This is a genomic window from Streptomyces ambofaciens ATCC 23877 (genome assembly GCF_001267885.1).
Lineage (GTDB): Bacteria > Actinomycetota > Actinomycetes > Streptomycetales > Streptomycetaceae > Streptomyces > Streptomyces ambofaciens.
Genome location: NZ_CP012382.1, coordinates 2,485,618 through 2,508,728 on the forward strand (window position 1 = coordinate 2,485,618; position 23,111 = coordinate 2,508,728).

Below are 23,111 nucleotides of genomic sequence, written 5' to 3' on the forward strand. Positions count from 1 at the left end.
CTTCGTCGCAGGGGACGGCTCCGTGACGGGGACGGCTCCGTGACGGGGGACTCCGTGGCGGGGAGCGACGGCGGGCCCGGCGCCCCTACCCTTGCCCCGTGACCGACGAGACGCCCCGCGCCCGCCCCGTCCGCGTCCTCCTCGCCGAGGACCAGGGCATGATGCGCGGCGCGCTCGCGCTGCTGCTCGGGATGGAGGAGGACATCGAGGTCGTCGCCCAGGTGGCGGCCGGGGACGAGATCGTCGGCGCGGTGCTCGCGCACCGTCCGGACGTCGCGTTGCTGGACATCGAGCTGCCGGGCAGGAACGGCCTGGACGCCGCCGGTGAACTGCGGGAGCGGGCGCCGGACTGCCGGGTGCTGATCCTGACCACCTTCGGCCGCCCCGGGTACCTCCGGCGGGCCATGGAGGCCGGAGCCGCCGGTTTCCTGGTGAAGGACGGTCCCGTGGAGGAGCTGGCCGGCGCGATCCGCCGGGTGCTGGCCGGCGAGACGGTCGTCGACCCGGCGCTCGCCGCCGCCGCGCTCAGCGCGGGCCCCAGCCCGCTCACCGCCCGCGAGTGCGACGTTCTCAGGGCGTCCGCCGACGGCGCGACCGTCGCCGACATCGCGGCGGCGCTGCACCTCTCCGAGTCCACGGTCCGCAACTACCTCTCCGCGGCCATCGGCAAGACCGCCACCCGCAACCGCACGGAGGCGCTGCGCGAGGCCCGGCGCCACGGGTGGGTCTGACCCCACCCGGCCCGGCCACATATCCCGCGGCGACCCGCGCCACCCCGCGCCGACCCGCACCGCCCACCCCGGCTCGCCCCGCTCCGCCCCGGGGCCACCGCGAGGCCCTACGCCCGCGGCACGCCCTCTTCGCGCGGCTTCGCCGCCGGCAGCCAAGCCCACATCAGGGCCGCGCCCGCGACCAGCACCACCGCCGCCGTGCGGAACACCAGCGCGTACCCGTCCGTCAGCGCCGCGGGCCCGGCGTGCTCCCCCCCGGACCGGGACGCCGCGATCGTCGACATCACGGCGAGGCCCAGCGAACCGCCCATCGTCCGGGAGGTGTTGATCAGCCCGGAGACCAGTCCGGCGTCCCCCGCGGCGGCCCCGGAGACGGCCAGCGACGCCAGCGGAGTCGCCGCCAGCCCCGCCCCCAGCATCATCAGCACCCCGGGGATCATGATCGCGGTCACGTACGCCCCGTCCGCGGTCATCGTCGACTGCCAGCCGAAGCCGGCCGCCGCCACCAGCGTGCCCAGCACGGCCACGTTCCGGGCGCCGAGCGCCGGCATGAGGCGCGGTGCCGCCTTCGAGCCGAGGACCACCGCCAGCGAGCTGGGCACCAGGGCGAGACCGGCGTCCAGCGGGGAGTAGCCCAGCACGTTCTGCGCGTACAGCGTCATGAAGAACCACATCGAGAACATCGACGAGCCGGACACCAGCATCGCCGCGTTCGCCGACGCCACCGACCGCAGCCGCAGCAGTCCCAGCGGCATCAGCGGGGTCGCGGTGCGCGCCTCGACGAGCAGGAACAGCCCCAGCAGCGCGAGCCCGGCCAGCAGCGGCACCAGCGTCGCCACCGCCGTCCACCCCTCGGACTCGGTCCGGGAGATGCCGTAGGCCAGCGTGGCCAGTCCGGCGGTCACCAGGAGCGCGCCCGGCAGGTCGAGGCGCCGCCGCTCGCCGGCCCGGCTCTCGGTCAGCCACAGCGCGGCGCCGGTCAGCACCACCGCGCCCACCGGCACGTTGATCAGCAGCACCCAGCGCCACGACAGCCCGTCCACGAGGATGCCGCCCACCAGTCCGCCCGCGGCGCCGCCGCCCGCGCCCACGGCGGTCCAGGTCGCGATCGCCCGGGCCCGGGCCGCGCCCTCCGGCACCGCCGCGGTCAGGATCGTCAGCGTCGACGGCGCCAGCACCGCCGCCCCCAGCCCCTGCACGGCCCGCGCGGCCAGCAGCTGCCAGCCCTCCTGGGCGAGGCCGCCGCCGAGCGAGGCCAGCGTGAACAGCCCGAGCCCGACCAGGAACATCCGCTTGCGCCCGTACAGGTCGCCGGCCCGTCCGCCGAGCAGCAGGAACCCGGCGAAGCCGATGGCGTAGGCGTTGACCACCCATTGCAGCCCCTGCGGGCTCAGCCCGAGGTCGGCCCGCATCGACGGCAGGGCGACGTTGACGACGGAGACGTCGAGCACGACCAGGAACTGTCCGGCGCACGCGAGCGCCACGACGAGCCAGGTCGGTGGCGTACGGCGGGGGGATATCCGGGCGGTGGCGGCGGTACCGGTGGCTTCGAGCATGGGTGTCATGGTCTCAATGCGGGAGCACCCCTTGCATCGGTATTTGGTCCCCCGGCCGGTCCTAGGCCCTCGGACCCGAACGGCTCCCCGGCCCTCCGGCCCTCCGGCTCCCCGGCCCTCCGGCTCCCGAGGTGTCCTCGCAGCCGTCTCTCCCAAGAGAAGGTCAAGAATTCGTTAGGGACTCGAAGCAACGGAATAGTTGCCCGGGCGCACGAGGTTCAGTCAGCACACATCCCGCACCGATCTTCCCGACCCGTACGCGCCGCAACCCGGCCTGGAGGCCTCACTCAATGTCCCACACGACGACCGACGAGCCCGCCCGCACAGCGAGCGGGGCCACCGTCCCGGTGCTCGCTTTCGCGGGCATCGTCGTCGCGGTGATGCAGACCCTGCTCGTCCCGGTCATCAAGGACCTGCCCCGGCTCCTGGACACGACGCCCAGCAACGCCACCTGGGTCCTGACCTCCACCCTCCTCTCGGGAGCCGTGGCCACGCCCATCATGGGCCGGCTCGGCGACCTGTTCGGCAAGCGCCGCATGCTGATCGCCAGCCTGTCGGTGATGGTGGTGGGCGCGCTGGTCAGCGCGTTCACCGACGCCCTGCTCCCGATGATCGTCGGCCGTACCCTCCAGGGTTTCGCGATGGGCGCGATACCCCTCGGCATCGGCCTGATGCGCGACATGCTGCCCCGCGAGCGGCTCGGCTCGGCGATGGCGCTGATGAGCTCCTCGATCGGCGTCGGCGGCGGTCTGGCGCTGCCCGCCGCGGCCCTGGTCGCCCAGCACACCGACTGGCACGCCCTGTTCTACGGTGCCGCCGGCCTCGGTGTCCTCGCCATCGCGCTGACCCTGCTGGTCGTACCGGAGTCGCCGCTGCGCGCCAAGGGCTCCTTCGACCTGCCGGGCGCGCTCGGTCTCGCGGCCGGTCTGGTCCTCTTCCTCCTGCCGATCACCAAGGGCAGCGACTGGGGCTGGTCGTCGCCCACCACGCTGGGCCTGTTCGCCGCCGCCGCCGTGGTCCTGCTCCTGTGGGGCTGGATGGAGCTGCGCGTCGCGGCCCCGCTGGTCGACCTGCGCACCACCGCCCGCCGCGAGGTGCTGCTCACCAACCTCGCCTCGATCATGGTCGGCGTCGCCTTCTACGTCATCTCGCTCGTCCTGCCGCAGCTCCTCCAGCTGCCCTCCGAGACCGGTTACGGCCTCGGGCAGTCGATGGTCGTCGCGGGCCTGTGCGTGGCCCCGCTGGGCCTGACGATGATGTTCACCGCGCCGGTGTACGCCCGCCTCTCCGCCCGCTACGGCCCGCGGACCACGCTGATCCTCGGCCTGCTGATCATCGGGGTCGGCTACGCCGGCGGTCTCGGACTGATGAGCGCCGCCTGGCAGACCGTCGTCACCTCGGTGCTGATCGGCGCCGGTATCGGCCTCGCCTACTCCTCCCTGCCCGCGCTGATCATCGGCGCGGTCCCCGCCTCGGAGACGGGCGCCGCCAACGGTCTCAACACCCTGATGCGGTCCATCGGCACGTCGGTGTCGAGCGCCGTCATCGGCATGGTGCTGGCCAACACCGCGAACGACGTCGGCGGTGTCGCCGTCCCCACCATGCAGGGCTTCCGCGTCTCCTTCCTGATCGCGACCGCCGCGGTCGCCGCCGGTCTGGCGCTGGCCTTCTTCCTCCCCCGCCGCCGCCCGGCGACCACCACGCAGCTGCGCGCGAGCAGCGAGGAGGACGCGAACCTGGCCCGCGCCGAGCAGGCACTCGCCGGGGAGCCCGCGGCCGGCGACGCGCCGCTCGGTTTCCGCGGCCGGGTACTGACGGCCGACGGCTCTCCCGTGGCCCGTGCCAAGGTCACGCTGATCGACCGGCACGGCCGCCAGGCGGGCGCGACCCTCTCCGACGGTGACGGCGGCTACGCCCTCGCGGTCCCCGCCGGAGGCCCGTACGTCCTGGCCGCCCGCGCCGCGGGCCACGGTCCGCTCGCCCACTCCGCCACCCACACCGGCGGCGACCGGCCGGTCGACCTCGATCTGACCCTGCCGGGCGAGACGGTCTCCGCCTGACCCGCACCGCCTCGGCTGCCGCACCCCCTGTCGCTCCGCGCGGCAGGGGGTGCGGCAGCATAGGGCGCCGACACGCCGCACCACCCCGGCCCACCCGCACCACCACTCCGGGGGCCACCGGCACCGTCGCCCCTGCTCGCCCCGCACCCGCACCCGCACCCGCACCACCGAAAGGGACCCTCATGCCCGCGGCCCCCGCCCCCTCCGCCCTCGCCGCCTTCGAGGCGGCGAAGGGGTTCATGCCCGCGCACGAGGGCCTCGCGCTGTACACGGCGGCCGTGGAGGCCGGCCGGCTCGGGCTGCCGCTGCTGGAGGTCGGTACGTACTGCGGGCGTTCCACCGTCCTGCTCGCCGAGGCCGCCCGCCGGGCCGGGGTGACCGCGCTCACCGTCGACCACCACCGGGGCAGCGAGGAGCAGCAGCCGGGCTGGGAGTACCACGACCCGGAGACGGTCGATCCGGAACTGGGCGTGATGGACACCCTCCCCTCCTTCCGCCGCACCCTGCACCGGGCCGGTCTGGAGGAGCACGTGGTGGCCCTCGTCGGCCGCTCGCCCCAGGTCGCGGCGGTCTGGAACTCCCCCCTCGGCCTGGTCTTCGTCGACGGCGGCCACACCGACGAGCACGCAGGCGCCGACTACGAGGGCTGGGCGCCGCACGTGGCCGACGGCGGTCTGCTGGTCATCCACGACGTCTTCCCGGACCCGGCCGACGAGTTCACGGGCCAGGCCCCGTACCGCGTCTACCTCCGGGCCCTCGCGTCCGGCGCGTTCACCGAGGTCTCGGTGACCGACTCGCTGCGCGTCCTGCGGCGAACCGGCGCGGGGATCTGAGGACGCGGTCTAGAGTCGCTGCGTGTCGTACACAGGCCCGGACTTCGATCCACCCCAGCCCCGCCGTTCCCCGCTGCGCCGTCCGCTGACCGTGGCGATCGCCGCGCTCGTCCCCGGAGCGCTGCTCGGGTGGGGGGTGTACGCGGCGGTCGGCGGCCCGGACGGCGGCGGGGGCGGTGCGGACCGCGCGGCCGGCGAGCGGACGTCACAGGCACCGTCCTCCGACGCCGCCCCCTCCGCGACCGGCGACGCCAAGGCGCCGACGGGCTCCTCCCCTTCACCCACCGCCACGGCGAGGAAGCCGTCCGCCTCCGCCTCGAAGTCCGCGCCCGCCGCGGCGTCCGGCCCGCTCCGGGGCAAGGTCGTCGTCATCGACCCGGGACACAACCCGGGCAACTTCCGGCACACCGCCGAGATCAACCGCAAGGTGAACGTCGGCACGCACTGGAAGGAGTGCGACACGACCGGCACGGCCACCGACGCGGGCTGGCCGGAGGCGAAGTTCACCCTGGACGTGGCCCACCGGCTGCGCACGCTGCTCGAGAAGCAGGGCGCCACGGTGAAACTGACGCAGGACGACGACCGTTCGTACGGGCCCTGCGTGGACGAGCGGGCCCGGATCGGCAACGAGGCGCGCGCGGACGCCGCGATCTCGATCCACGCCGACGGGTCGGGCGCCGGCAACCGCGGCTTCCACGTGATCCTGCCCGGCACGGTGCACGACGGCGCCGCCGACACCCGTGCCATCGTCGCCCCGTCCGCGGAGCTCGGTGAGCGCGTCGCGGGCAACTTCGTCCGCGCCACGGGCAGCGCGCCCTCCAACTACGTCGGTGGCGGCACCGGTCTCGTCACGCGCACGGACCTGGGCGGTCTCAATCTGTCAACGGTTCCCAAGGTGTTCATCGAGTGCGGCAACATGCGCGACGGCGCGGACGCGGCGCTGCTGACCAGCGGCGCCTGGCGGCAGAAGGCCGCGCAAGGGATGTCTGAGGGAATCGTGAGTTTCCTGCGCGGGTAGCGATCAGCGCGCTGATCCCTGCGGACAGCCCCGATGTGCGGACGATAGTGTCATCCGTACGATGAGGGGCCACCCCCGCGCTTCACTCCGGAACCTGACGGCGACATGGTGACAGCGACGCCTCTACCGACGACGAGACGACCTACGAAGGACCTGAAGTGAATATCCGCTCCCTCACTCGAGGCGACGGCGTGGTGATCGGAGCAGCGGTGTTGCTGTTGATCGCGTCGTTCCTCGACATCTACTCGATCGAAGGTGCTCCGGACAGCGCCGACATCCCCAGCCTGTGGGGCAGTGGGTCGGTCGTCCTCGGTGTCGTCCTGGCGGGCGTCATCGGTGCCGCGCTCGTCGTCGTGGCGCGCGCTCTGCCGCAGCCCAGGAAGGTGGCGGGCCTCGACCTCGGCCAGTTCGGCGTCGCGTTCACGGTCTTCGCGGCCTGGTGCGCGCTGGGCAACATCTTCGACCCGGCCGGAGCCTTCGACAACGACGGGGGCGTGGACAACATCGGGGCCGGCCTGGGCCTGATCCTCGCCCTCATCGCCACCCTGGTCATGGCCGCCGCGGCCGTCGCCACCCCGCTGCTCCCGGCCCTCAAGGGCTCCCTGATCCCGGCCTCCCGTCCGGCCGCGCCGCAGCCCTACGGCGGCCAGCCGCAGGGTGGTTACGGCTACCCGGGCGCGCAGCAGCAGCCGTACGGCGGCCAGCCGGGGCAGCCCGGTCAGCCGGGTCAGCCGGGTCAGCCCTTCGGCGGTCAGCCCCAGCCGCACGCGGGTCAGCCGCAGCCGCAGGCCCCGCAGCCGCAGCAGGCGCAGGCGCAGCCGGCCGGGGACTTCTCGCCGTTCTGGTTCGCCGTGCCGGTACCGCGTCCGCTGTTCGCCGAGGACGGCTCCCCCACGCCGATCGCCGAGCTGGCGCCGGGCACCTGGTACCTGGCCGTCGAGCAGCGCGGCGCGAACCTGGTCGCCCAGACGCAGGACGGCCGCCGCGGCGTCCTCCAGGACACCTCGGGCATCCAGCGCGGCTGAGCCTCCGAGAAGCCTCGCGCTCGGCCCAACGGCCCCCCGTCCGGACCCGGTTCCGGAAGGGGGGCCGTTCGCACAGGTTTCCGTCGGGCTTCCGGGGCCATACGCAAGGCATGTCTAGATACCACGGATCCAGCTCCGCGGGCAGGGCCATCGCGGTCGTCGCGGACATCATGGCCCTCATCCTCGGCCTGTGGATACTGATGTACCTGTTGGACGCCAACCGGGGCAACGACCTGGTGCAGTTCGTCCATGACGCGGCCAACTGGCTCGCCGGCTGGTCCCGCGACCTGTTCACCTTCGACGAGGCGTGGGCGCGTGTCGTCGCCGGCTACGGTCTGGCCGCCGTGGTCTACCTCTTCGTCGGCCACGCCATCGCCGGCCGCGTCGGCCATCGCTGACCGCCCGCTCACCGCTCAGACGCAGCAGTCCGGGTCGAGGCCTCGGGGCAGGCGGTCGCCGGAGAAGACCTGGCAGGTCGCCTCGTGTCCGCCGAGCGCGGCCACGGCGAGGAGCACGGAGCCGGCCGTCCACGTGGTCAGTTCCCGCGGCCAGACGGCGTCGTCCTCGAAGACGTAGCCCGTCCAGTACAGGCCGCTGTCCGCGTCCCGCAGGTGCTGGATGGACTGGAGGATCTCCAGGGCGTGGTCGGACTCGCCCACCGCCCACAGGGCGAGCGCGAGTTCGGCCGACTCGCCTCCCGTGACCCACGGGTTGGGGACGACGCAGCGCACCCCGAGGTCCGGGACCACGAACCGGTCCCAGCTCTCCGCGATGCGGGACCTGGCCTCCGTGCCGGTCAGCGCGCCGCCCAGTACCGGGTAGTACCAGTCCATCGAGTAGCGGCCCTTGTCCAGGAACCGCTCCGGGTGGCGGCGGATGGCGTGCCGCAGCGCGCCCGCCGCCAGCTCCCAGTCGGGCTGCGGCTCTTCGCGCTGCTCGGCGATGGCCAGCGCGCAGCGCAGCGCGTGGTGGATGGAGGAACTGCCGGTCAGCAGCGCGTCGGTGGTGTCCGTGCCGTCGTCGTCGCGCCGCCAGCCGATCTGTCCGCCCGGCTGCTGGAGGCCCAGTACGAACTCGACCGCGGCGTGGACGACGGGCCACATCCGGTCCAGGAACGGGTCGTCGCCGGTGGCGAGGTGGTGGTGCCAGACGCCGACCGCGACGTAGGCGACGAAGTTGGTCTCCCGGCCGCGGTCGGTGACCTCGCCGAAGTCGCCGTCGGCGTAGGCCGCGTACCAGGAGCCGTCCGGGTTCTGGTGCCGGGCCAGCCACTCGTACGCCCGCTCGGCGGCCTCGTGCTCGCCGGCCGCGTCCAGTGCCATCGCGGCCTCGACGTGGTCCCACGGGTCGAGGTGGTGTCCGCGGAACCACGGGATCGCCCCGTCCTCGCGCTGTGCGGCGAGGATGCCGCGGACGGTCGCGGCGGCTTCGGCGTCGGTGAGGACGCCGGGCAGGACCAGGTGTTCGGTGCGGGGGGTGCGAGGGCTCCGGGGCGAGGTCACGCGGCGTCCACCGGCGGCAGGTGCGGCTTGGTCGCGTACGCCACGAAGCTCTTGCCGATCAGCGGGTTCAGCGCCTGCTCGGCGACCCGCGTCGCCAGCGGCTTCTTCATGATGTCCCAGACCAGCAGCTTGTGGTACGCCCGCACCGGCAGCGCCTTGTCGTTGTCGACGCCGAACGCGCACTTCAGCCACCAGTACGGCGAGTGCAGCGCGTGCGCGTGATGGGTGCCGTAGGGCTTCAGGCCCGCCTCGCGGATACGGGCGAGGAGCTGGTCCGCCCGGTAGATGCGGATGTGGCCGCCCTCGACCTCGTGGTAGGCGTCGGACAGGGTCCAGCACACCTTCTCGGGGCCGTAGCGGGGCACCGTGATCGCGATGCGCCCCCCCGGCTTCAGGACGCGGACCATCTCGGCGAGGACGCCCTTGTCGTCGGGGATGTGCTCCATCACCTCGGAGATGATGACGACGTCGAAGGACTCGTCCGGGAAGGGCAGGGCCAGCGCGTCGCCCTCCATCGCGGTGGCGGTGGCGCCGGCCGGGGCCTCACCGGCCTCCTCCATCGCCGCGAACCACTTGGCGACCTCGCGGATCTCCTCGGCGTTCCGGTCCAGCGCGACGACCCGGGCGCCGCGCCGGTAGCACTCGAACGCGTGCCGGCCGGCCCCGCAGCCGAGGTCCAGCACGCGGTCGCCCGGGGCGAGCGGGAACCGGGAGAAGTCGACGGTCAGCACGTGGCCCTGCTTTCGGGGTAGACGCCGGTGTCACTGGTGGGGGCCGCGGGGACGGGCCCCGGGGTGGTCGCGGAGGGGCCGACGGCCTCGCGGTAGCGGGCGGCCGTGCCCTCGGCGGCGCGGGCCCAGGTGAAGTGCCGCAGCACGCGCTCGCGGCCGGCCGCGCCGAGCCGGACCCGCAGTTCGCGGTCGCCGAGCAGCCGGTTCAACCCGGCGGCCAGGGCGCCCGCGTCGCCGGGCGGCACCGCGAGGCAGGTCTCCCCGTCGGGTCCGGCGACCTCCGGGACGGCCCCGCCGGTGGTGGCGAGCAGCGCCGTGCCCGTCGCCATGGCCTCGGCGGCCGGCAGCGAGAACCCCTCGTACAGCGACGGCACGCACGCGACCTCGGCCGAGCGCACGAGGTCGACCAGTTCGGCGTCCGAGATGCCCTTGACGAACTCGACGGCGCCTTCGAGGCCGTACCGCTCGATCGCCTGCGCGACGGGCCCTTCGGCGGGCCGCTTGCCGACGACGACGAGGTGCGCGCGGGGGTGCTCGGTACGCGTCTTCGCCAGCGCCTCGACGAGGAAGACCAGGCCCTTGAGCGGCACGTCCGCGCTGGACGTCGTCACGATCCGGCCCGGCACGACGGGCACCGACGGATCCGGCGAGAACAGGTCGGTGTCGGCGCCGATGTGGACGACGTGGATGCGGTCGTCCCGTACGCCGAGGTGGTCGATGATCTCGCTGCGGGAGGTGCCGGAGACGGTGAGCACCGAGGGCAGGCGGCGCGCGACGCGCTTCTGCATGCGGGTGAAGGCGTACCAGCGGCGCACGGAGCACCGGCGCTTCCAGCCGTCCGCGGCGTCGAGTTCCAGCTGCCGGTCGACGGTGATGGGGTGGTGGATCGTGGTGACGAGGGGGGCGCCCACGTCACCCAGCAGCCCGTAGCCGAGGGTCTGGTTGTCGTGGACGACGTCGAAGTCACCGCGGCGGGCGCGCAGATGGCGGCGGGCGCGCAGCGAGAAGGTCAGCGGCTCGGGGAAACCGCCGGTCCACATCGTGCCGACCTCCAGCGCGTCGACCCAGTCGCGGTACTCGTCGCGCTTCGGGGTGCGGAAGGGGTCGGGCTGGCGGTAGAGGTCGAGGCTGGGCAGCTCGGTGAGGGACAGCCGGTCCGCGAGACCCTCGTCCAGCACGGGGTAGGGCTGGGCGCCGATGACCTCCACCCGGTGGCCGAGGCGGGCCAGTTCGCGCGAGAGGTGGCGGACGTAGACGCCCTGGCCGCCGCAGAACGGGTTCCCCTTGTAGGTGAGGAGCGCGATGCGGAGCGGTCGCATGCCGTCGGCGGCGGGCTCGGGACGGGCACCCGTCCGACTGGCCTCAGCGGTCACTCCGGGCCCCCTTCTCACTGCATTGTCCCGCGACACTATGCCGGGACGTTAATCTAGAACAAGTTTCAGACTTGATCGTTCAGAGGCTCCGAATCTACCGGCAGGTAGGTGTGCTGTGACGAGTGGATCAGGTGATTCACGCCACGGCCGGGCGCCCCGTGCGGCACCCGGCGGGCCGGACGAGGGGGAGAAGGTGACCAAGGTGGACAACCCGGAAGCGGAAGCCTCCGTTCCGCCGCGCCGATCCGCCGCCCCGCCCCTCACCGAGCGGCAGCTGGCCCGCCGCCGCCGCATCCTGCACGCGACCGCCCGGCTGGCCTGCCGGGGCGGTTTCGAGGCGGTGCAGATGCGCGAGGTCGCGGAGTCCTCGCAGGTCGCCCTCGGCACGCTCTACCGCTACTTCCCGTCCAAGGTCCATCTGCTGGTCGCGACCATGCACGACCAGCTGGAGCAGTTGCACGGCACCCTGCGCAAGAGCCCGCCGGCCGGGGCGACGGCCGCCGACCGGGTGGCGCAGACCCTGATGCGGGCCTTCGCCGCCCTGCAGCGCGAACCCCGGCTGGCCGAGGCGATGGCCCGCGCCCTGACCTTCGCCGACCGCAGCGTCTCCCCGGAGGTCGACCAGGTCTCCCGGCAGACCACGGCGATCATCCTGGACGCGATGGGCGGCCTGGAGAACCCCACCGCCGAGCAGCTCTCCGCGGTCCGCGTCGTCGAGCACACCTGGCACTCGACCCTGATCGCCTGGCTCTCCGGCCGGGCGTCGCTCGCCCAGGTGGGCGTGGACATCGAGACGGTGTGCCGGCTGATCGACCTGACGGGCACCGGGGCGGACGGGCGGGCGCCCCGGCCCGGCCCTGTCGGCTCCGGGTAAAGTGGCCGCGTCGTCATCACACCCGTACGGGGGGAAGCCGGTGCAATTCCGGCGCTGACCCGCAACCGTGAGCCGTACGCCGCACCCCCGTGAGGGCTTTCGCGGCCGGTGAGCCGGACTGCCCCGGGCGGACGTGACCGGCTCACGTGCCCGGCACCCGCCGGCGCACGGGCACCGTCGAGGCATACGGGGCCGAGCCGCCCGGGGGTGCCCGTGCTGCCCGGCCCCGCGCAGGGAAAGGCACCCGCCGATCATGAACGTCCGCCGTCGCAGCAGCGCCGCGGCCCTGGCCGCCATAGCCGTGATCGGCGCCGCCGCCGCGCCCGCGGTCGCCGCCGATCCGTCGTCCTCCCCGTCCGCGTCCGCCCCGGCCAAGTCCGGGTCCACCGGCCTGTACGGCACCGCCGACCCCCAGTACGACGGGGTCTGGCGCCAGTCCCTCGCACTGCTCGCGCAGGACACCGTGGGCGTGGTCCCGTCGCCGAAGGCCGTGGACTGGCTCACCGGGCAGCAGTGCGACAGCGGCGCCTTCGCCCCCTTCCGCGCCGACCCCGCCAAGGCCTGCGACGCCAAGACCATGGTCGACACCAACAGCACGGCCGCCGCCGTCCAGGCGCTGTGGGCCGTCGGACGCGGTGACGTCGTCGACTCCGCCCTCAAGTGGCTGAAGTCCGTGCAGAACGAGGACGGTGGCTGGGGCTACACCCCCGGCGGTCCCAGCGACGCCAACTCGACCTCCGTCGTGATCGGCGCCCTGTCCGCCACGGAGACCGACCCCGAAAAGGTCGTGAAGGACGGCAAGTCCCCGTACGACGCCCTGCTGACGTTCGCCCTGCCCTGTGCCGAGGACGAGGGCGCCGGCGCCTTCGCCTTCCAGCCCGACAAGGACGGCAAGCTGCTCGCCAACGCGGACGCGACGGCCGCCGGAGTCCTCGGCGCGCTCGGCAAGGGCCTGGTCACCGAGGCCGGTACGGAGTCCGCCGCCGCCACCTGCGCCGACGCGAAGAAGCCCACCCGTGAGCAGGCCGCCGCGAACGGCGCCGCCCACCTCGCCGCGGTCGTCGCCGAGAAGGGTCACCTGACGTCCGCCCTCGGCGGCTCCGCCGACCAGCCCGACTACGGCAACACCGCCGACGCGGTCGTCGCACTCGCCGCGCAGGGCGGTGCCGACAAGGCGGCGAAGCCGCTGGCGTGGCTGGAGAAGAACGCCGCGACGTGGGCCGCGCAGAGCGGCCCGGCCGCCTACGCCCAGCTGATCTTCGCCGCCCACGCCACCGGTACCGACCCGCGCGCCTTCGGCGGCACCGACCTGGTGGCGGCGCTGAACGCGACGGGTCCGGGCCCGCAGGGCGGCAAGGTGAGCGACAGCGCCACCACCGGCGACGAGGACGGCGCGAAGGAGAACGACGAGAAGGACGACTCCGGCTTCGGCGTCTGGTGGTTCGTCGGCGTCTGCCTGGTCTTCGGCATCGGCGTCGGCTTCCTGCTGAGCGGCCGCAACAAGAAGCGCCAGCCGTGACCCGCCGCGTCGTCCTCCTCTTCCTGGCCGCGTTCCTGCTGATCGGGGGCGCGGGCCAGGCGCAGGCCGCCGGCTACCGCTACTGGTCCTTCTGGGACCGCGACGGCGGGAGCTGGACCTACGCCACCCAGGGACCGTCCCTCACCCGCCCCTCCGACGGCGACGTCCAGGGCTTCCGCTTCTCGGTGAGCGAGAACTCGGACGACGCGGCACAGCCGCGCGGCACCGCCGACTTCGCGTCGATCTGCGCGAGGACACCGGCCGAGGACGGCAGCAAGCGCGTCGCCCTCGTCCTCGACTTCGGCACCGCGTCCGACGCCCCGTCCGGCGAGAATCCGCCGGCCCCGCGCACGGCCTGCGCCCGGGTCTCCCCCGACGCGACGACGGCCGACGCCCTGGCCGCCGTCGCCGGTCCGCTGCGCTACGACACCAACGCCCTGCTGTGCGCCATCACGGGGTACCCGAAGGCGGGTTGCGGCGACCAGGTGTCGGGGAAGGAGCAGCCGGCGGCGACGGCGAAGACGGAGGCGAAGGGCACTCAGGACGACGACGGCCCCTCGGTCGGCCTCTACGCGGGCATCGCCCTGGTGGCGGTCCTCGCCGGAGCGGCGACCTGGCAGGCGAGGCGGCGCCGGAATGCCACCGACTGACCCTGCCCCCGGCACCCCGGCGCGCGTCCTGGCCGCGGGCGGTCGTACCGCCGCGACCCGGGCGGAGGCCGGGTACGCACCCGCCGGGGACCCTCCGGCGGCCCGGACGAGCGTCCCCGCCCCCCGCCACCGCCCCGAGAGCCTGCACCCCGGCGCCTGGTGGCTCTGGGCGCTGGCTCTGGGCACCGCCGCCACCCGCACCACCAACCCGCTTCTCCTCGCCCTCCTCGTCACCGTCTCCGCCTACGTGGTCATCACCCGCCGGCCGCACGCCCCCTGGTCCCGCTCCTACGGCGCCTTCGTCAAGCTCGCCCTGGCCGTCCTGGTCATCCGCCTGCTGTTCACCACCGTCCTGGGCTCCCCGATCCCCGGCACGCACACCCTCTTCACCCTTCCCGAAGTCCCCCTCCCGGACTGGGCGCAGGGCATCCGGCTCGGCGGCCGGGTCACCGCCGAGGGCCTCGCCTTCGCGCTGTACGACGCGATGAAGCTGGCCGCCCTCCTCGTGTGCGTGGGCGCCGCGAACGCCCTGGCCAACCCCTCCCGCCTCCTCAAGTCCCTGCCCGGCGCCCTGTACGAGACGGGCGTGGCCGTCGTCGTGGCCCTGACCTTCGCGCCGAACCTCATCGCCGACGTCCAGCGGCTGCGCGCCGCCCGCCGCCTGCGGGGCCGACCCGACAAGGGGGTGCGCGGCCTGCTCCAGGTCGGACTGCCGGTGCTGGAGGGCGCGCTGGAGCGTTCCGTCGCCCTCGCCGCCGCGATGGACGCCCGCGGCTACGGCCGTACCGCCCAGGTCCCCGCCGCCGTACGCCGGACCACCGCCGCCCTCACCCTGGGCGGCCTGCTCGGCGTCTGCGCGGGGACGTACGGGCTGCTGACCGCCGCGGGCGGCACGTACGGCGTCCCGGTGCTCGTGCTCGGCGTCGCCGCGGCCCTGGCCGGGCTGTGGCTCGGCGGTCGCCGGACCGTTCGCACCCGCTACCGCCCGGACCGCTGGGGCGCCCGCGCCTGGCTGGTCACCGCCTCCGGCGTCGCGGTCGCGGCGCTGATGTTCCTCGCCGCCGCGCGCGAGCCCGCGGCGCTGCACCCGGGCGTGGTCCCGCTGGTGGCTCCGGCCCTGCCGCTGTGGCCGGCGGCGGCCGTCCTCCTCGGCCTGCTCCCGGCGTTCGTCGCCCCCGCCCCCCACCCCGTCGCCCCCGTACCCCGACCCGCCGGTACGGCCCTGCGTCCCGGAACTCCCGCCCCGCACCCCACCGCTCCCGCCCCCCACCCCGTACCCGTCAAGGAGCCGTCGTGATCCGCTTCGAGGATGTCTCCGTGACGTACGACGGAGCGGCCGGACCCACCGTCCGGGGCATCGACTTCGAGGTTCCCGAAGGCGAACTCGTCCTGCTCGCCGGTCCGTCCGGCGTCGGCAAGTCCACCGTGCTCGGCGCCGTCAGCGGCCTCGTGCCGCACTTCACCGGCGGCACGCTGAGCGGCCGGGTCACCGTGGCCGGCCGCGACACCCGCACCCACAAGCCGCGCGAACTCGCCGACGTGGTCGGCTCCGTCGGCCAGGACCCGCTGTCCCACTTCGTGACCGACACGGTCGAGGACGAACTCGCCTACGGCATGGAGTCCCTCGGCCTGGCCCCGGACGTGATGCGCCGCCGCGTCGAGGAGACCCTCGACCTGCTGGGCCTGTCCGACCTGCGGGCCCGCCCCATCGCCACGCTCTCCGGCGGCCAGCAGCAGCGCGTCGCCATCGGCTCGGTCCTCACCCCGCACCCCGAGGTGCTCGTCCTGGACGAGCCGACCTCCGCGCTGGACCCGGCCGCGGCCGAGGAGGTCCTGGCCGTCCTCCAGCGCCTCGTCCACGACCTCGGTACGACGGTCCTGATGGCCGAGCACCGACTCGAGCGGGTCATCCAGTACGCCGACCAGGTCGTCCTGCTCCCGTCCCCGGGCGCGGCCCCGCTCCTCGGACCGCCGGCCGAGGTGATGGCCGTGTCCCCGGTGTACCCGCCGGTGGTGGGGCTGGGCAGGCTGGCGGGCTGGTCCCCGCTGCCGCTGACGGTCCGGGACGCCCGGCGCCGCGCGGCCCCGCTGCGGGAGCGGCTGGCCGGCCGCGAGATCCCGCACCGCACGCCACCGGCCGCCGCGCTCCCGGCACCCCCCGCTCCCCGCCCCCGCCCCCGCCGGGGGTGGCGCGGCAGGGCCGCCCCACGGACGCCCTCCGCCCCCGCCCCCTACGCCGCCGAAATCCGCTCCCTCCACGTCCGCCGCGACCGGATCCAGGCGCTGTACGACGTCGACCTGACCGTCTCCCCCGGCGAGACGGTCGCCCTCATGGGCCGCAACGGTGCCGGGAAGTCCACCCTCCTCTCCGCGCTCGTGGGCCTCGTCGAACCGTCCGCGGGTGCGGTGCGGGCCGGCGACGCCGTACCGCACCGCACGGCCCCCCGGGACCTCGTACGCCGGGTCGGCCTGGTCCCGCAGGAGCCGCGCGACCTGCTGTACGCCGACACGGTCGCCGCCGAGTGCCGGGCCGCCGACCAGGACGCGGGGGCGGCCGAGGGCACCTGCCGCGCCCTGCTGACGGAGCTGCTTCCCGGCGTCACCGACGACACCCACCCCAGGGACCTCTCCGAGGGCCAGCGCCTCACCCTCGCCCTGTCCGTCGTCCTGACGGCCCGCCCACCGCTCCTCCTCCTGGACGAGCCGACGCGCGGCCTGGACTACGCGGCGAAGGCCCGGCTGGCCGGCATCCTGCGCGGCCTGGCCGGCGAGGGCCACGCGATCGTGCTGGCCACGCACGACGTGGAGCTGGCCGCCGAGCTGGCCGACCGGGTGGTCCTGCTCGCCGAGGGCGAGGTGATCGCCGACGGTCCGGCGGCGGACGTGGTGATGGCCTCCCCGTCCTTCGCGCCGCAGGTCGCCAAGGTGCTGGCGCCGCGGAAGTGGCTGACGGTCGCACAGGTGCGGGAGGCCCTGGCATGACCGGCGCCGGCACCGCCCGCCGCGACCGCCAGGCCCGCGCCGTCCGCCTCGGCCCCCGTTCCGTCGCCGCCCTCGTGCTGGTCAGCGCGGTGGGGGTGGCGGGCTTCGGCTGGCCCTTCCTCGCCCCTCCGGACGCCTCGGTGAACGCCCACACCCAGGACGCGCCGTGGCTCTTCGCGGGCGTGCTGGTGCTCATGGTGGCGGTGGTCGCGGCGACGATCTCGGAGTCGGGTCTCGGACCCAAGGCCGTGGCGATGCTCGGCGTGCTGGCGGCGGCGGGCGCGGCGCTGCGTCCCATCGGCGCGGGGACGGCCGGTCTGGAACCGATGTTCTTCCTGATGGTGCTGAGCGGCCGGGTCCTCGGCCCCGGCTTCGGCTTCGTCCTCGGCTCGGTCACCATGTTCGCGTCCGCGCTGCTCACCGGCGGGGTGGGCCCGTGGCTGCCGTTCCAGATGCTGTCGATGGGCTGGTTCACGATGGGGGCGGGTCTGCTGCCCTTCCCCGACCGGCTGCGCGGCCGTGCGGAGCTGCTCGTGCTCGCCGCGTACGGTTTCCTGGCCGCGTTCGCCTACGGCGCGGTGATGAACCTCGCGGGCTGGACCTTCATGAACACGCTCGCCTCGAACATCGCCTTCGACCCGGACGCCTCCGTACCGGACAACCTGGCCCGCTTCGTCGCCTACTGCCTGGCCACGTCCCTCGGTTGGGACGGGGGCCGCGCCGCCGTGACGGTGGTCCTGACCCTCGCGCTCGGAACGCCGGTCCTCAAGGCGCTGCGCCGGGCCACCCGCCGGGCGGCCTTCGAGGCGCCGGTCGCCTTCGAGCGGCCGACGAAGTGAACCACCCCCCGCGTGACCGGGAACGCCGACGGCGGTAACCCCGCGCCCGCGACGCCGGTCGCGCCGCGGGGCGGGGCCTTCGTAGGGGGTGGCGCCCGCACGGGAGGACGGTGCGCCGGGTGCGCCTACGGGAGGACGAGGTCGCGGCCCGGTCCGCCGTCGACGGTGTCCTTTCCGAGGCCGCCACCGACGAGGTCGTCGCCGCCTTCGCCGTGCAGCATGTCGGCGCCGGGGCCGCCGAGCAGGATGTCGCGGCCGTCCCCGCCCATGGCGTGGTCGTCGCCGGAGCCGGCGTACACGGTGTCGTCGCCGCCGTAGCCCTCGATCATGTCGTCGCCCGCGCCACCCCACATCCGCTGGTTCTCGTCGTCACCCATGAGGTGGTCCATGCCGTCGCCGCCGTGCAGCACGGCGGGCCCCATGACCATGTCGTTCCCGTCGCCGCCCAGCACCGTGCGTGCGGTGTGGGCGTGCAGTTCGTCGTCGCCGGAGCCGCCGCTGACGGTGCCGACGCCGGGGGTGAAGGCGGCGACCGTGTCGTCGCCGTCGCCGAGGTGGATGTCGATCCGGTCGGGACGGGGGCCGTCGGCGGGCAGTTCGCAGACGACGGCGGTGGTGTCCTCGGGCGAGGAGTGCGCGCAGTGGTCGCCCGGTTGGAGCGGTACCACGTCGCGGAAGCCGATCCGCTGGATACCGTCGCTGGTGTACATGAAGAAGACGTTGAGGTCGTTGGTGTGGCCCGCGGCTGCCGTGAAGACGATCGACTGGGTCTCCCAGTCGGCTCCGACGCGGGACTTCGCCTCGGCGGCACTCGCGGCGGTCGCCGGGCCGAGGGCGAGGCCGGCGGTGCACAGGGCCACGACGAACGCGCCGACGGCGGTTCGGTTTCGGTTCATGGAACCTCATCTCGATGGAGTGACGGTTGACCGAACGGCTTGCGTGGTGCTGGCGGGGACTCGGCCGTGACGGCGGTCTCCTCTGCCGGCCCGGATGCACGGGACCGTGAACTGACGCGGCGTCATGGTAAGCCGTTGCCCCTCCGGATGCGATGGGTGGGACTCGACGGCAAGGAGTGGTTCCGGAGTCGCCGCGGGAGGGGCCGACGCCCGTTTCCGGGAGGGCGGCGGCTCCCGCACCAGGGCGGATTCCCCGACCTCGACCCACCCCCGTGATCAAGTTTGTCTGTTTCATTGACATTTCACTGAGGAGTCGTCACTTTGGGAGCGCTCCCATTACAGCCTTGCCTCTGGAAGGAGTTCCCCCCACATGCGCACAACGAGTCCGTTAACCGGGCGTTCGCGGTCGGCCCTCCGCCGGCCTCTCCAGGCGCTCGTCATGCTGTTCGCCGTGGTCGCCGGCGCGCTGGCCTGGTCGACCCCCGCCCAGGCCCACGGCACCATCGTCGGCCCCGCCACCCGCGCGTACCAGTGCTGGAAGACGTGGGGCAGCAACCACACGAACCCGGCCATGCAGACCCAGGACCCCATGTGCTGGCAGGCCTTCCAGGCCAACGCCGACACCATGTGGAACTGGATGAGCGCCCTGCGCGACGGCCTCGGCGGCCAGTTCCAGGCGAAGACCCCCGACGGGACGCTCTGCAGCAACAACCTGTCGAGGAACGCCAGCCTGAACAAGCCCGGCCAGTGGAAGACCACCAACGTCGGCAACAACTTCTCGGTGCAGCTGTACGACCAGGCGTCCCACGGTGCCGACTACTTCAAGGTCTACGTGAGCAAGCAGGGCTTCGACCCCAAGACCCAGACCCTGGGCTGGGGCAACCTCGACTTCATCACGCAGACCGGCCGCTACGCCCCGGCGCAGAACATCACCTTCCCCGTCCAGACCTCCGGGTACACCGGACACCACGTGGTGTTCGTGATCTGGCAGGCCTCGCACCTCGATCAGGCGTACATGTGGTGCAGCGACGTGAACTTCGGCTGAGCCGAGGAGCGCCGCGCACGGCACGGGCCTACGCCGGGCGTCGGTGACCCGACCGCCCGGCAGACCGCCCGGCAGACCGCCCGGCAGACCGAGCCCCGTCGGGGCAGGGGGCCCCTCGGCCACCCTGCCCCGACGGGGCCTCCCGCGCTCGGGGTTCCGTGACGCGGGGCGGGACGCGGGTTCAGGCGGGAGTGGTCCGAAACCGCCGCCGGTACTCCGTCGGGGTCGTGTCCAGGCGTCGGCGGAACGCCCTGACCAGGGTGTCGACGCTGCCGAAGCCGCAGGCGGAGGCGACCCGTTCCAGGGTGGCGTCGGTCGATTCCAGCTGGTGGCGGGCCGCCTCGACGCGGGCCGACTCGATGTAGGCGTGCGGGGTCGTGCCGAGTTCGGTCTTGAAGATCCGGGTGAGCTGGCGGTCGCTGACGTGCGCGCGGGCGGCGAGGTCCGCGACGGTGAGCGGTTCGGCGAGATGGCGCATGATGTGGTGCCGGAGCTCCTCGACCCGCCGCGTGGTGGAGACCTGCTCCAGGGGGACACTGAACTGGCTCTGCCCGCTCGGCCGCTTCAGGTACATCACGAGCTGCCGGGCGACGCGCAGGGCGACGTCCTCGCCCAGGTCGTCGGCGACCAGGGCGAGCGAGAGGTCGAGGCAGGCGCTGATGCCCGCGCCGGTCCAGACGTCGCCCTCGCGGATGAAGATCGGGTCGGCGTCGACCTCGACGGCCGGATGGTCCTCGGCGAGTTGCCGCGCGGTCGACCAGTGGGTGGTGGCGCGCTTGCCGTCGAGCAGCCCGGCCGCCGCCAGGACGTGCGCGCCGACGCAGACCGACGTCACCCGCCGGGTGCGGGCGGCGAGTTGCCGCACCCGCTCCACCACGCCGGGGTCGGTGAGCGGGTGCACCCGGCCCCGGTCGTCCACCTCGACGGCGCCGGGCACGATCAGGGTGTCGACGGCCCTGGTGCGCAGTGCGCCGAAGGTGGTGTCGGGCAGGACGCGGACCCCCGCGCCGGTGGTGACCGGGTCCATGGTCTCGGCGGCGAGGACGACGTCGTAGCCCGCCGCCTCGTCCGTCTCGCGCCGGGCCAGGGAGAACACCTCCGGCGGCCCGGTGACGTCGAGCAGGTCGACGCCCTCGAAGAGGACGATGACGATCAGACGGCTGACGGTGCGCACCGGACCCCCCGTACTCGGCACCAGCGATGTCGGTATCTGCAGGTTAGACGACATTGCCGACACCACCGGACCGGCCATAGCGTCATGAGCGCAGGTCACCACGTCGGTGAACTGCCCACCCCGACACACGACTTCAGGCGGTCCCCCATGCCCAGAACCACGCTGCGACAGCTCAACGGCCTCGACGACACCCCCGCGAAGCTCGCGGACTCGACCCTGGTCCTCATCGACTACCAGAACACCTACACGACCGGCGTGATGGAACTCGACGGCTGGCAGGAGGCGCTCGACGCCGGCGCCCGGCTCCTCGCGCGGGCCCGCCGCGAGGGCGCGAAGGTCGTCCATGTCGTCAACGACGGCGGCGAGGGCACCCCGTACGACGTCCGGGCCGAGATCGGCGCGATCCACCCGAGCGTCGCCCCGCTCGACGGGGAGCCCGTCGTCGTCAAGAAGGCGCCGAACGCCTTCGTCGGCACCGACCTGGACCGGCACGTCGACGCCGCGGGCCACGGCGACCTCGTCCTCGCCGGCTTCATGACGCACATGTGCGTCGCCTTCACCGCCCAGGGCGCCTTCCTGCGCGGCAACCGGCCCACCGTCGTGGCCGACGCATGCGCCACCCGCGCGCTGCCGGTCGCGGGCACCGAAGTGGACGCCCGCCAGGTGCACGTGAGCGCCCTCGCCACCATCGCCGACCTGTACGGGATCGTCGTCCCGTCGCAGGAGGAGCTCGCCTGACGAGGCCGTCTACGGGGCCGGGGTCCCGGCGCGGTCCGCGCACTCGAACCACACGGTCTTGCCGCCCTCGGGGCCCGGCCCCACGCCCCACTTGTCGGCCACCGCGTCCAGCAGCACCAGCCCCCGGCCGCACTCCGAGTCGTCGCGCACCGGCACGGCCAGTACGGGCTGCCGAGGGCTGCCGTCCGCCACCTCGACCCGGACCACGCCGCCCGTCTGCCGCAGTAGCAGCAGCGTGCAGCGGCGGTCCGGAACATGGCGTACGACGTTGGCGAGCAGCTCCGTCACGCCGAGTTCGACGGCGTCCGTCACGCCGGCGAGGCCCCACTCGGCGAGGAAGGAGCGGACGATCCGCCGCGCGTGCCGGGCGGAGTGCGCGCCGGCCGTGAAGCTCATCCGGTACTGGTCGGCGCAGTGGTGGCCCACGAGGGCCGAGGGAAAGTATGCGTTCACGGCACGAGCCTGACGTCGAATGACTACCGTGGGCTACCGAACGGATACAACCGGTTCCGGAGTGGACCGAGTTGTGCGAGAGGGGGCTCTGCGCATGACCCACATCAACGTCCTCGACCCTGGCGCCTCGCCGCTGGACTACTACGGCTTCGAACTGCGCCGCTACCGCGAGGCCGCCGGACTGACCCAACGGCAGCTCGGGGACATCGTGAACTACACGGGCTCACTGGTGGGCCAGATCGAGACGGCCCGGAAGCTGCCGACGCCGGAGTTCAGCGAGAGGGTCGACGCGGCTCTGGGTACGGGCGGGTTGCTGTCACGGCTGGTGGCACTGGTGATGCGCAGCCAGCAACCGGCCTGGTTCCAACAGGTCGCCGAGTTGCAGGCGAGGGCCACGGAGATCTACTCGTTCGAGACGCATATGGTGCACGGTCTGTTGCAGACCAAGGCCTACGCGCGTGCCGTCCTGGGCGCGCTGGACCAGAGCAACCTCGACGACCGCACCGCCGTCTGGATGGCCCGCCAGAACATCTTCGAGAAGGAGGAACCACCCCTCTTCTGGGCCGTGCTCAGCGAAGCCGCTCTGCGCCAGGAAACGGGAGGCCGAGCGATCATGCGGGCCCAGCTCGGTCACCTATTGGCCTTCGAAAGCAACCCACGGATCAACATCCAAGTCCTGCCCTTCTCAGCGGGAGCACACGCAGGGCTGCAAGGCTCGTTCGACGTCTACCGCTTCGCGAGTGACCCGTCCATCGTCTATACGGAGGGGTACGGAAGCGGGCATCCGACCGCCAATCCAGACACCGTCAAGGACTGCTCGCTCCGATACGATCATCTCCAGGCCTCCGCGCTCTCCCTCAGGGAATCGGCGGAGCTGATCCGGCGCTTGATGGAGGAACGCTATGGAGAGCAACGCGACTCTGACGGAGATCCAGTGGCGTAAGTCCAGCTACAGCGGCGACCAAGGCGGCAACTGCCTCGAAGTCGCCGCACTCCCCCACCACGCCACCGTCGCCGTCCGCGACTCCAAGACCCCGGCCGGGCCGGTCCTCACCCTGAGCCCCGCCACCTTCACCGCCTTCGTCGGGTGGGCCTCCACCCCGGAGTGATCT

At 73.6% G+C, this 23,111-nt stretch carries 23 protein-coding genes; 16 read left to right on the forward strand and 7 right to left on the reverse strand.

The features are described from left to right. Positions 1-98: 98 nt before the first annotated feature. On the forward strand, positions 99-731 hold the full coding sequence (locus tag SAM23877_RS11205; protein WP_053129982.1) for a response regulator transcription factor: 633 nt from the start codon (positions 99-101) through the stop codon (positions 729-731). A 107-nt stretch (positions 732-838) separates the two neighbouring features. On the opposite strand, the gene SAM23877_RS11210 is transcribed toward SAM23877_RS11205, so the two are convergent. Continuing rightward, the gene (locus SAM23877_RS11210) at positions 839-2,287 is read right to left on the reverse strand and encodes an MFS transporter (protein ID WP_053129986.1); all 1,449 of its coding nucleotides are present in this window, start codon (positions 2,285-2,287) and stop codon (positions 839-841) included. Between the two features lie 290 nt (positions 2,288-2,577). Between SAM23877_RS11210 and SAM23877_RS11215 the strand changes: the two genes are divergently transcribed. The 5 genes from SAM23877_RS11215 (at position 2,578) to SAM23877_RS11235 (ending at position 7,621) form a co-directional block, all read left to right on the forward strand. Next, positions 2,578-4,347 (forward strand): MFS transporter, encoded by a 1,770-nt coding sequence (locus SAM23877_RS11215; RefSeq protein WP_053129989.1) that lies wholly within the window; start codon positions 2,578-2,580, stop codon positions 4,345-4,347. A gap of 182 nt (positions 4,348-4,529) precedes the next feature. Then, positions 4,530-5,180, forward strand: coding sequence for a class I SAM-dependent methyltransferase (locus tag SAM23877_RS11220; protein WP_053129992.1), 651 nt, complete (start codon positions 4,530-4,532; stop codon positions 5,178-5,180). 22 nt (positions 5,181-5,202) lie between these two features. Beyond that, positions 5,203-6,198 carry an N-acetylmuramoyl-L-alanine amidase gene (locus SAM23877_RS11225; protein ID WP_053129995.1) on the forward strand — a complete coding sequence of 332 codons (996 nt, stop codon included), beginning with the start codon at positions 5,203-5,205 and terminating at the stop codon, positions 6,196-6,198. Positions 6,199-6,356: 158 nt separating this feature from the next. Continuing rightward, positions 6,357-7,223, forward strand: a complete 867-nt coding sequence (locus tag SAM23877_RS11230; protein ID WP_053129998.1) for a DUF5336 domain-containing protein — start codon at positions 6,357-6,359, stop codon at positions 7,221-7,223. Positions 7,224-7,333: 110 nt separating this feature from the next. Further along, on the forward strand, positions 7,334-7,621 hold the full coding sequence (locus SAM23877_RS11235; RefSeq protein WP_053130001.1) for a hypothetical protein: 288 nt from the start codon (positions 7,334-7,336) through the stop codon (positions 7,619-7,621). Between the two features lie 15 nt (positions 7,622-7,636). Here the strand turns inward: SAM23877_RS11235 and SAM23877_RS11240 are convergent, their stop codons facing one another. Genes SAM23877_RS11240 through SAM23877_RS11250 form a run of 3 tightly spaced genes read right to left on the reverse strand, consistent with a single transcriptional unit; the run spans position 7,637 to position 10,829 of the window. Continuing rightward, positions 7,637-8,725 carry a prenyltransferase/squalene oxidase repeat-containing protein gene (locus tag SAM23877_RS11240; protein WP_053130004.1) on the reverse strand — a complete coding sequence of 363 codons (1,089 nt, stop codon included), beginning with the start codon at positions 8,723-8,725 and terminating at the stop codon, positions 7,637-7,639. Then, a complete protein-coding gene (locus SAM23877_RS11245) occupies positions 8,722-9,456 on the reverse strand; it encodes a class I SAM-dependent methyltransferase (protein WP_030181520.1) in 735 nt (244 codons plus the stop codon). The genes SAM23877_RS11240 and SAM23877_RS11245 overlap by 4 nt, the downstream gene beginning before the upstream one ends. Next, complete coding sequence (locus tag SAM23877_RS11250; RefSeq protein WP_053130007.1) at positions 9,450-10,829, reverse strand: glycosyltransferase family 4 protein; 1,380 nt, start codon at positions 10,827-10,829, stop codon at positions 9,450-9,452. The genes SAM23877_RS11245 and SAM23877_RS11250 overlap by 7 nt, the downstream gene beginning before the upstream one ends. 193 nt (positions 10,830-11,022) lie before the next feature. Here SAM23877_RS11250 and SAM23877_RS11255 point away from each other — a divergent pair, with 193 nt between their 5' ends. The 6 genes from SAM23877_RS11255 to SAM23877_RS11280 all read left to right on the forward strand — a co-directional run bounded on the left by SAM23877_RS11255 (position 11,023) and on the right by SAM23877_RS11280 (position 17,693). Beyond that, positions 11,023-11,703 (forward strand): TetR family transcriptional regulator, encoded by a 681-nt coding sequence (locus SAM23877_RS11255; RefSeq protein WP_053130010.1) that lies wholly within the window; start codon positions 11,023-11,025, stop codon positions 11,701-11,703. A 253-nt stretch (positions 11,704-11,956) separates the two neighbouring features. Then, positions 11,957-13,222 (forward strand): SCO2321 family membrane protein, encoded by a 1,266-nt coding sequence (locus SAM23877_RS11260; protein WP_053130013.1) that lies wholly within the window; start codon positions 11,957-11,959, stop codon positions 13,220-13,222. Continuing rightward, complete coding sequence (locus SAM23877_RS11265; protein ID WP_053130016.1) at positions 13,219-13,872, forward strand: SCO2322 family protein; 654 nt, start codon at positions 13,219-13,221, stop codon at positions 13,870-13,872. Before SAM23877_RS11260 ends, SAM23877_RS11265 begins: the two co-directional genes overlap by 4 nt. Continuing rightward, positions 13,859-15,169: an energy-coupling factor transporter transmembrane component T gene (locus SAM23877_RS11270; protein ID WP_244902931.1), complete on the forward strand. Its 1,311-nt coding sequence runs from the start codon at positions 13,859-13,861 to the stop codon at positions 15,167-15,169. Before SAM23877_RS11265 ends, SAM23877_RS11270 begins: the two co-directional genes overlap by 14 nt. Beyond that, positions 15,166-16,854: an ABC transporter ATP-binding protein gene (locus tag SAM23877_RS11275; protein ID WP_053130019.1), complete on the forward strand. Its 1,689-nt coding sequence runs from the start codon at positions 15,166-15,168 to the stop codon at positions 16,852-16,854. Before SAM23877_RS11270 ends, SAM23877_RS11275 begins: the two co-directional genes overlap by 4 nt. Further along, positions 16,851-17,693, forward strand: a complete 843-nt coding sequence (locus SAM23877_RS11280; RefSeq protein WP_053130022.1) for an ECF transporter S component — start codon at positions 16,851-16,853, stop codon at positions 17,691-17,693. Before SAM23877_RS11275 ends, SAM23877_RS11280 begins: the two co-directional genes overlap by 4 nt. 125 nt (positions 17,694-17,818) lie before the next feature. Here the strand turns inward: SAM23877_RS11280 and SAM23877_RS11285 are convergent, their stop codons facing one another. Beyond that, positions 17,819-18,589, reverse strand: coding sequence for a calcium-binding protein (locus SAM23877_RS11285; RefSeq protein WP_053130025.1), 771 nt, complete (start codon positions 18,587-18,589; stop codon positions 17,819-17,821). A gap of 370 nt (positions 18,590-18,959) precedes the next feature. On the opposite strand from SAM23877_RS11285, the gene SAM23877_RS11290 reads away from it, so the two are divergent. After that, complete coding sequence (locus SAM23877_RS11290; protein ID WP_466110417.1) at positions 18,960-19,634, forward strand: lytic polysaccharide monooxygenase auxiliary activity family 9 protein; 675 nt, start codon at positions 18,960-18,962, stop codon at positions 19,632-19,634. 181 nt (positions 19,635-19,815) lie between these two features. Here the strand turns inward: SAM23877_RS11290 and SAM23877_RS11295 are convergent, their stop codons facing one another. Next, on the reverse strand, positions 19,816-20,808 hold the full coding sequence (locus tag SAM23877_RS11295) for a GlxA family transcriptional regulator (RefSeq protein WP_053130031.1): 993 nt from the start codon (positions 20,806-20,808) through the stop codon (positions 19,816-19,818). A 147-nt stretch (positions 20,809-20,955) separates the two neighbouring features. Here SAM23877_RS11295 and SAM23877_RS11300 point away from each other — a divergent pair, with 147 nt between their 5' ends. Beyond that, the gene (locus SAM23877_RS11300) at positions 20,956-21,546 is read left to right on the forward strand and encodes a cysteine hydrolase family protein (protein WP_053130034.1); all 591 of its coding nucleotides are present in this window, start codon (positions 20,956-20,958) and stop codon (positions 21,544-21,546) included. Positions 21,547-21,555: 9 nt separating this feature from the next. On the opposite strand, the gene SAM23877_RS11305 is transcribed toward SAM23877_RS11300, so the two are convergent. Further along, positions 21,556-21,999, reverse strand: a complete 444-nt coding sequence (locus tag SAM23877_RS11305) for an ATP-binding protein (protein ID WP_079030142.1) — start codon at positions 21,997-21,999, stop codon at positions 21,556-21,558. A 94-nt stretch (positions 22,000-22,093) separates the two neighbouring features. Here SAM23877_RS11305 and SAM23877_RS11310 point away from each other — a divergent pair, with 94 nt between their 5' ends. Together SAM23877_RS11310 and SAM23877_RS11315 are read left to right on the forward strand one after the other, a co-directional pair. Beyond that, positions 22,094-22,942 carry a helix-turn-helix domain-containing protein gene (locus tag SAM23877_RS11310; RefSeq protein ID WP_053130037.1) on the forward strand — a complete coding sequence of 283 codons (849 nt, stop codon included), beginning with the start codon at positions 22,094-22,096 and terminating at the stop codon, positions 22,940-22,942. After that, positions 22,902-23,108: a DUF397 domain-containing protein gene (locus SAM23877_RS11315; protein WP_053130040.1), complete on the forward strand. Its 207-nt coding sequence runs from the start codon at positions 22,902-22,904 to the stop codon at positions 23,106-23,108. Before SAM23877_RS11310 ends, SAM23877_RS11315 begins: the two co-directional genes overlap by 41 nt. Positions 23,109-23,111 lie beyond the last annotated feature (3 nt).

Coding starts and splice junctions, on each gene's coding strand:
- SAM23877_RS11315 (WP_053130040.1), top strand. CDS start 22,902: ATGGAGAGCAACGCGACTCTGACGGAGATCCAGTGGCGTAAGTCCAGC.
- SAM23877_RS11300 (WP_053130034.1), top strand. CDS start 20,956: ATGCCCAGAACCACGCTGCGACAGCTCAACGGCCTCGACGACACCCCC.
- SAM23877_RS11215 (WP_053129989.1), top strand. CDS start 2,578: ATGTCCCACACGACGACCGACGAGCCCGCCCGCACAGCGAGCGGGGCC.
- SAM23877_RS11285 (WP_053130025.1), bottom strand. CDS start 18,589: ATGAACCGAAACCGAACCGCCGTCGGCGCGTTCGTCGTGGCCCTGTGC.
- SAM23877_RS11210 (WP_053129986.1), bottom strand. CDS start 2,287: ATGCTCGAAGCCACCGGTACCGCCGCCACCGCCCGGATATCCCCCCGC.
- SAM23877_RS11290 (WP_466110417.1), top strand. CDS start 18,960: ATGCGCACAACGAGTCCGTTAACCGGGCGTTCGCGGTCGGCCCTCCGC.
- SAM23877_RS11220 (WP_053129992.1), top strand. CDS start 4,530: ATGCCCGCGGCCCCCGCCCCCTCCGCCCTCGCCGCCTTCGAGGCGGCG.
- SAM23877_RS11235 (WP_053130001.1), top strand. CDS start 7,334: ATGTCTAGATACCACGGATCCAGCTCCGCGGGCAGGGCCATCGCGGTC.
- SAM23877_RS11310 (WP_053130037.1), top strand. CDS start 22,094: ATGACCCACATCAACGTCCTCGACCCTGGCGCCTCGCCGCTGGACTAC.
- SAM23877_RS11280 (WP_053130022.1), top strand. CDS start 16,851: ATGACCGGCGCCGGCACCGCCCGCCGCGACCGCCAGGCCCGCGCCGTC.
- SAM23877_RS11270 (WP_244902931.1), top strand. CDS start 13,859: ATGCCACCGACTGACCCTGCCCCCGGCACCCCGGCGCGCGTCCTGGCC.
- SAM23877_RS11260 (WP_053130013.1), top strand. CDS start 11,957: ATGAACGTCCGCCGTCGCAGCAGCGCCGCGGCCCTGGCCGCCATAGCC.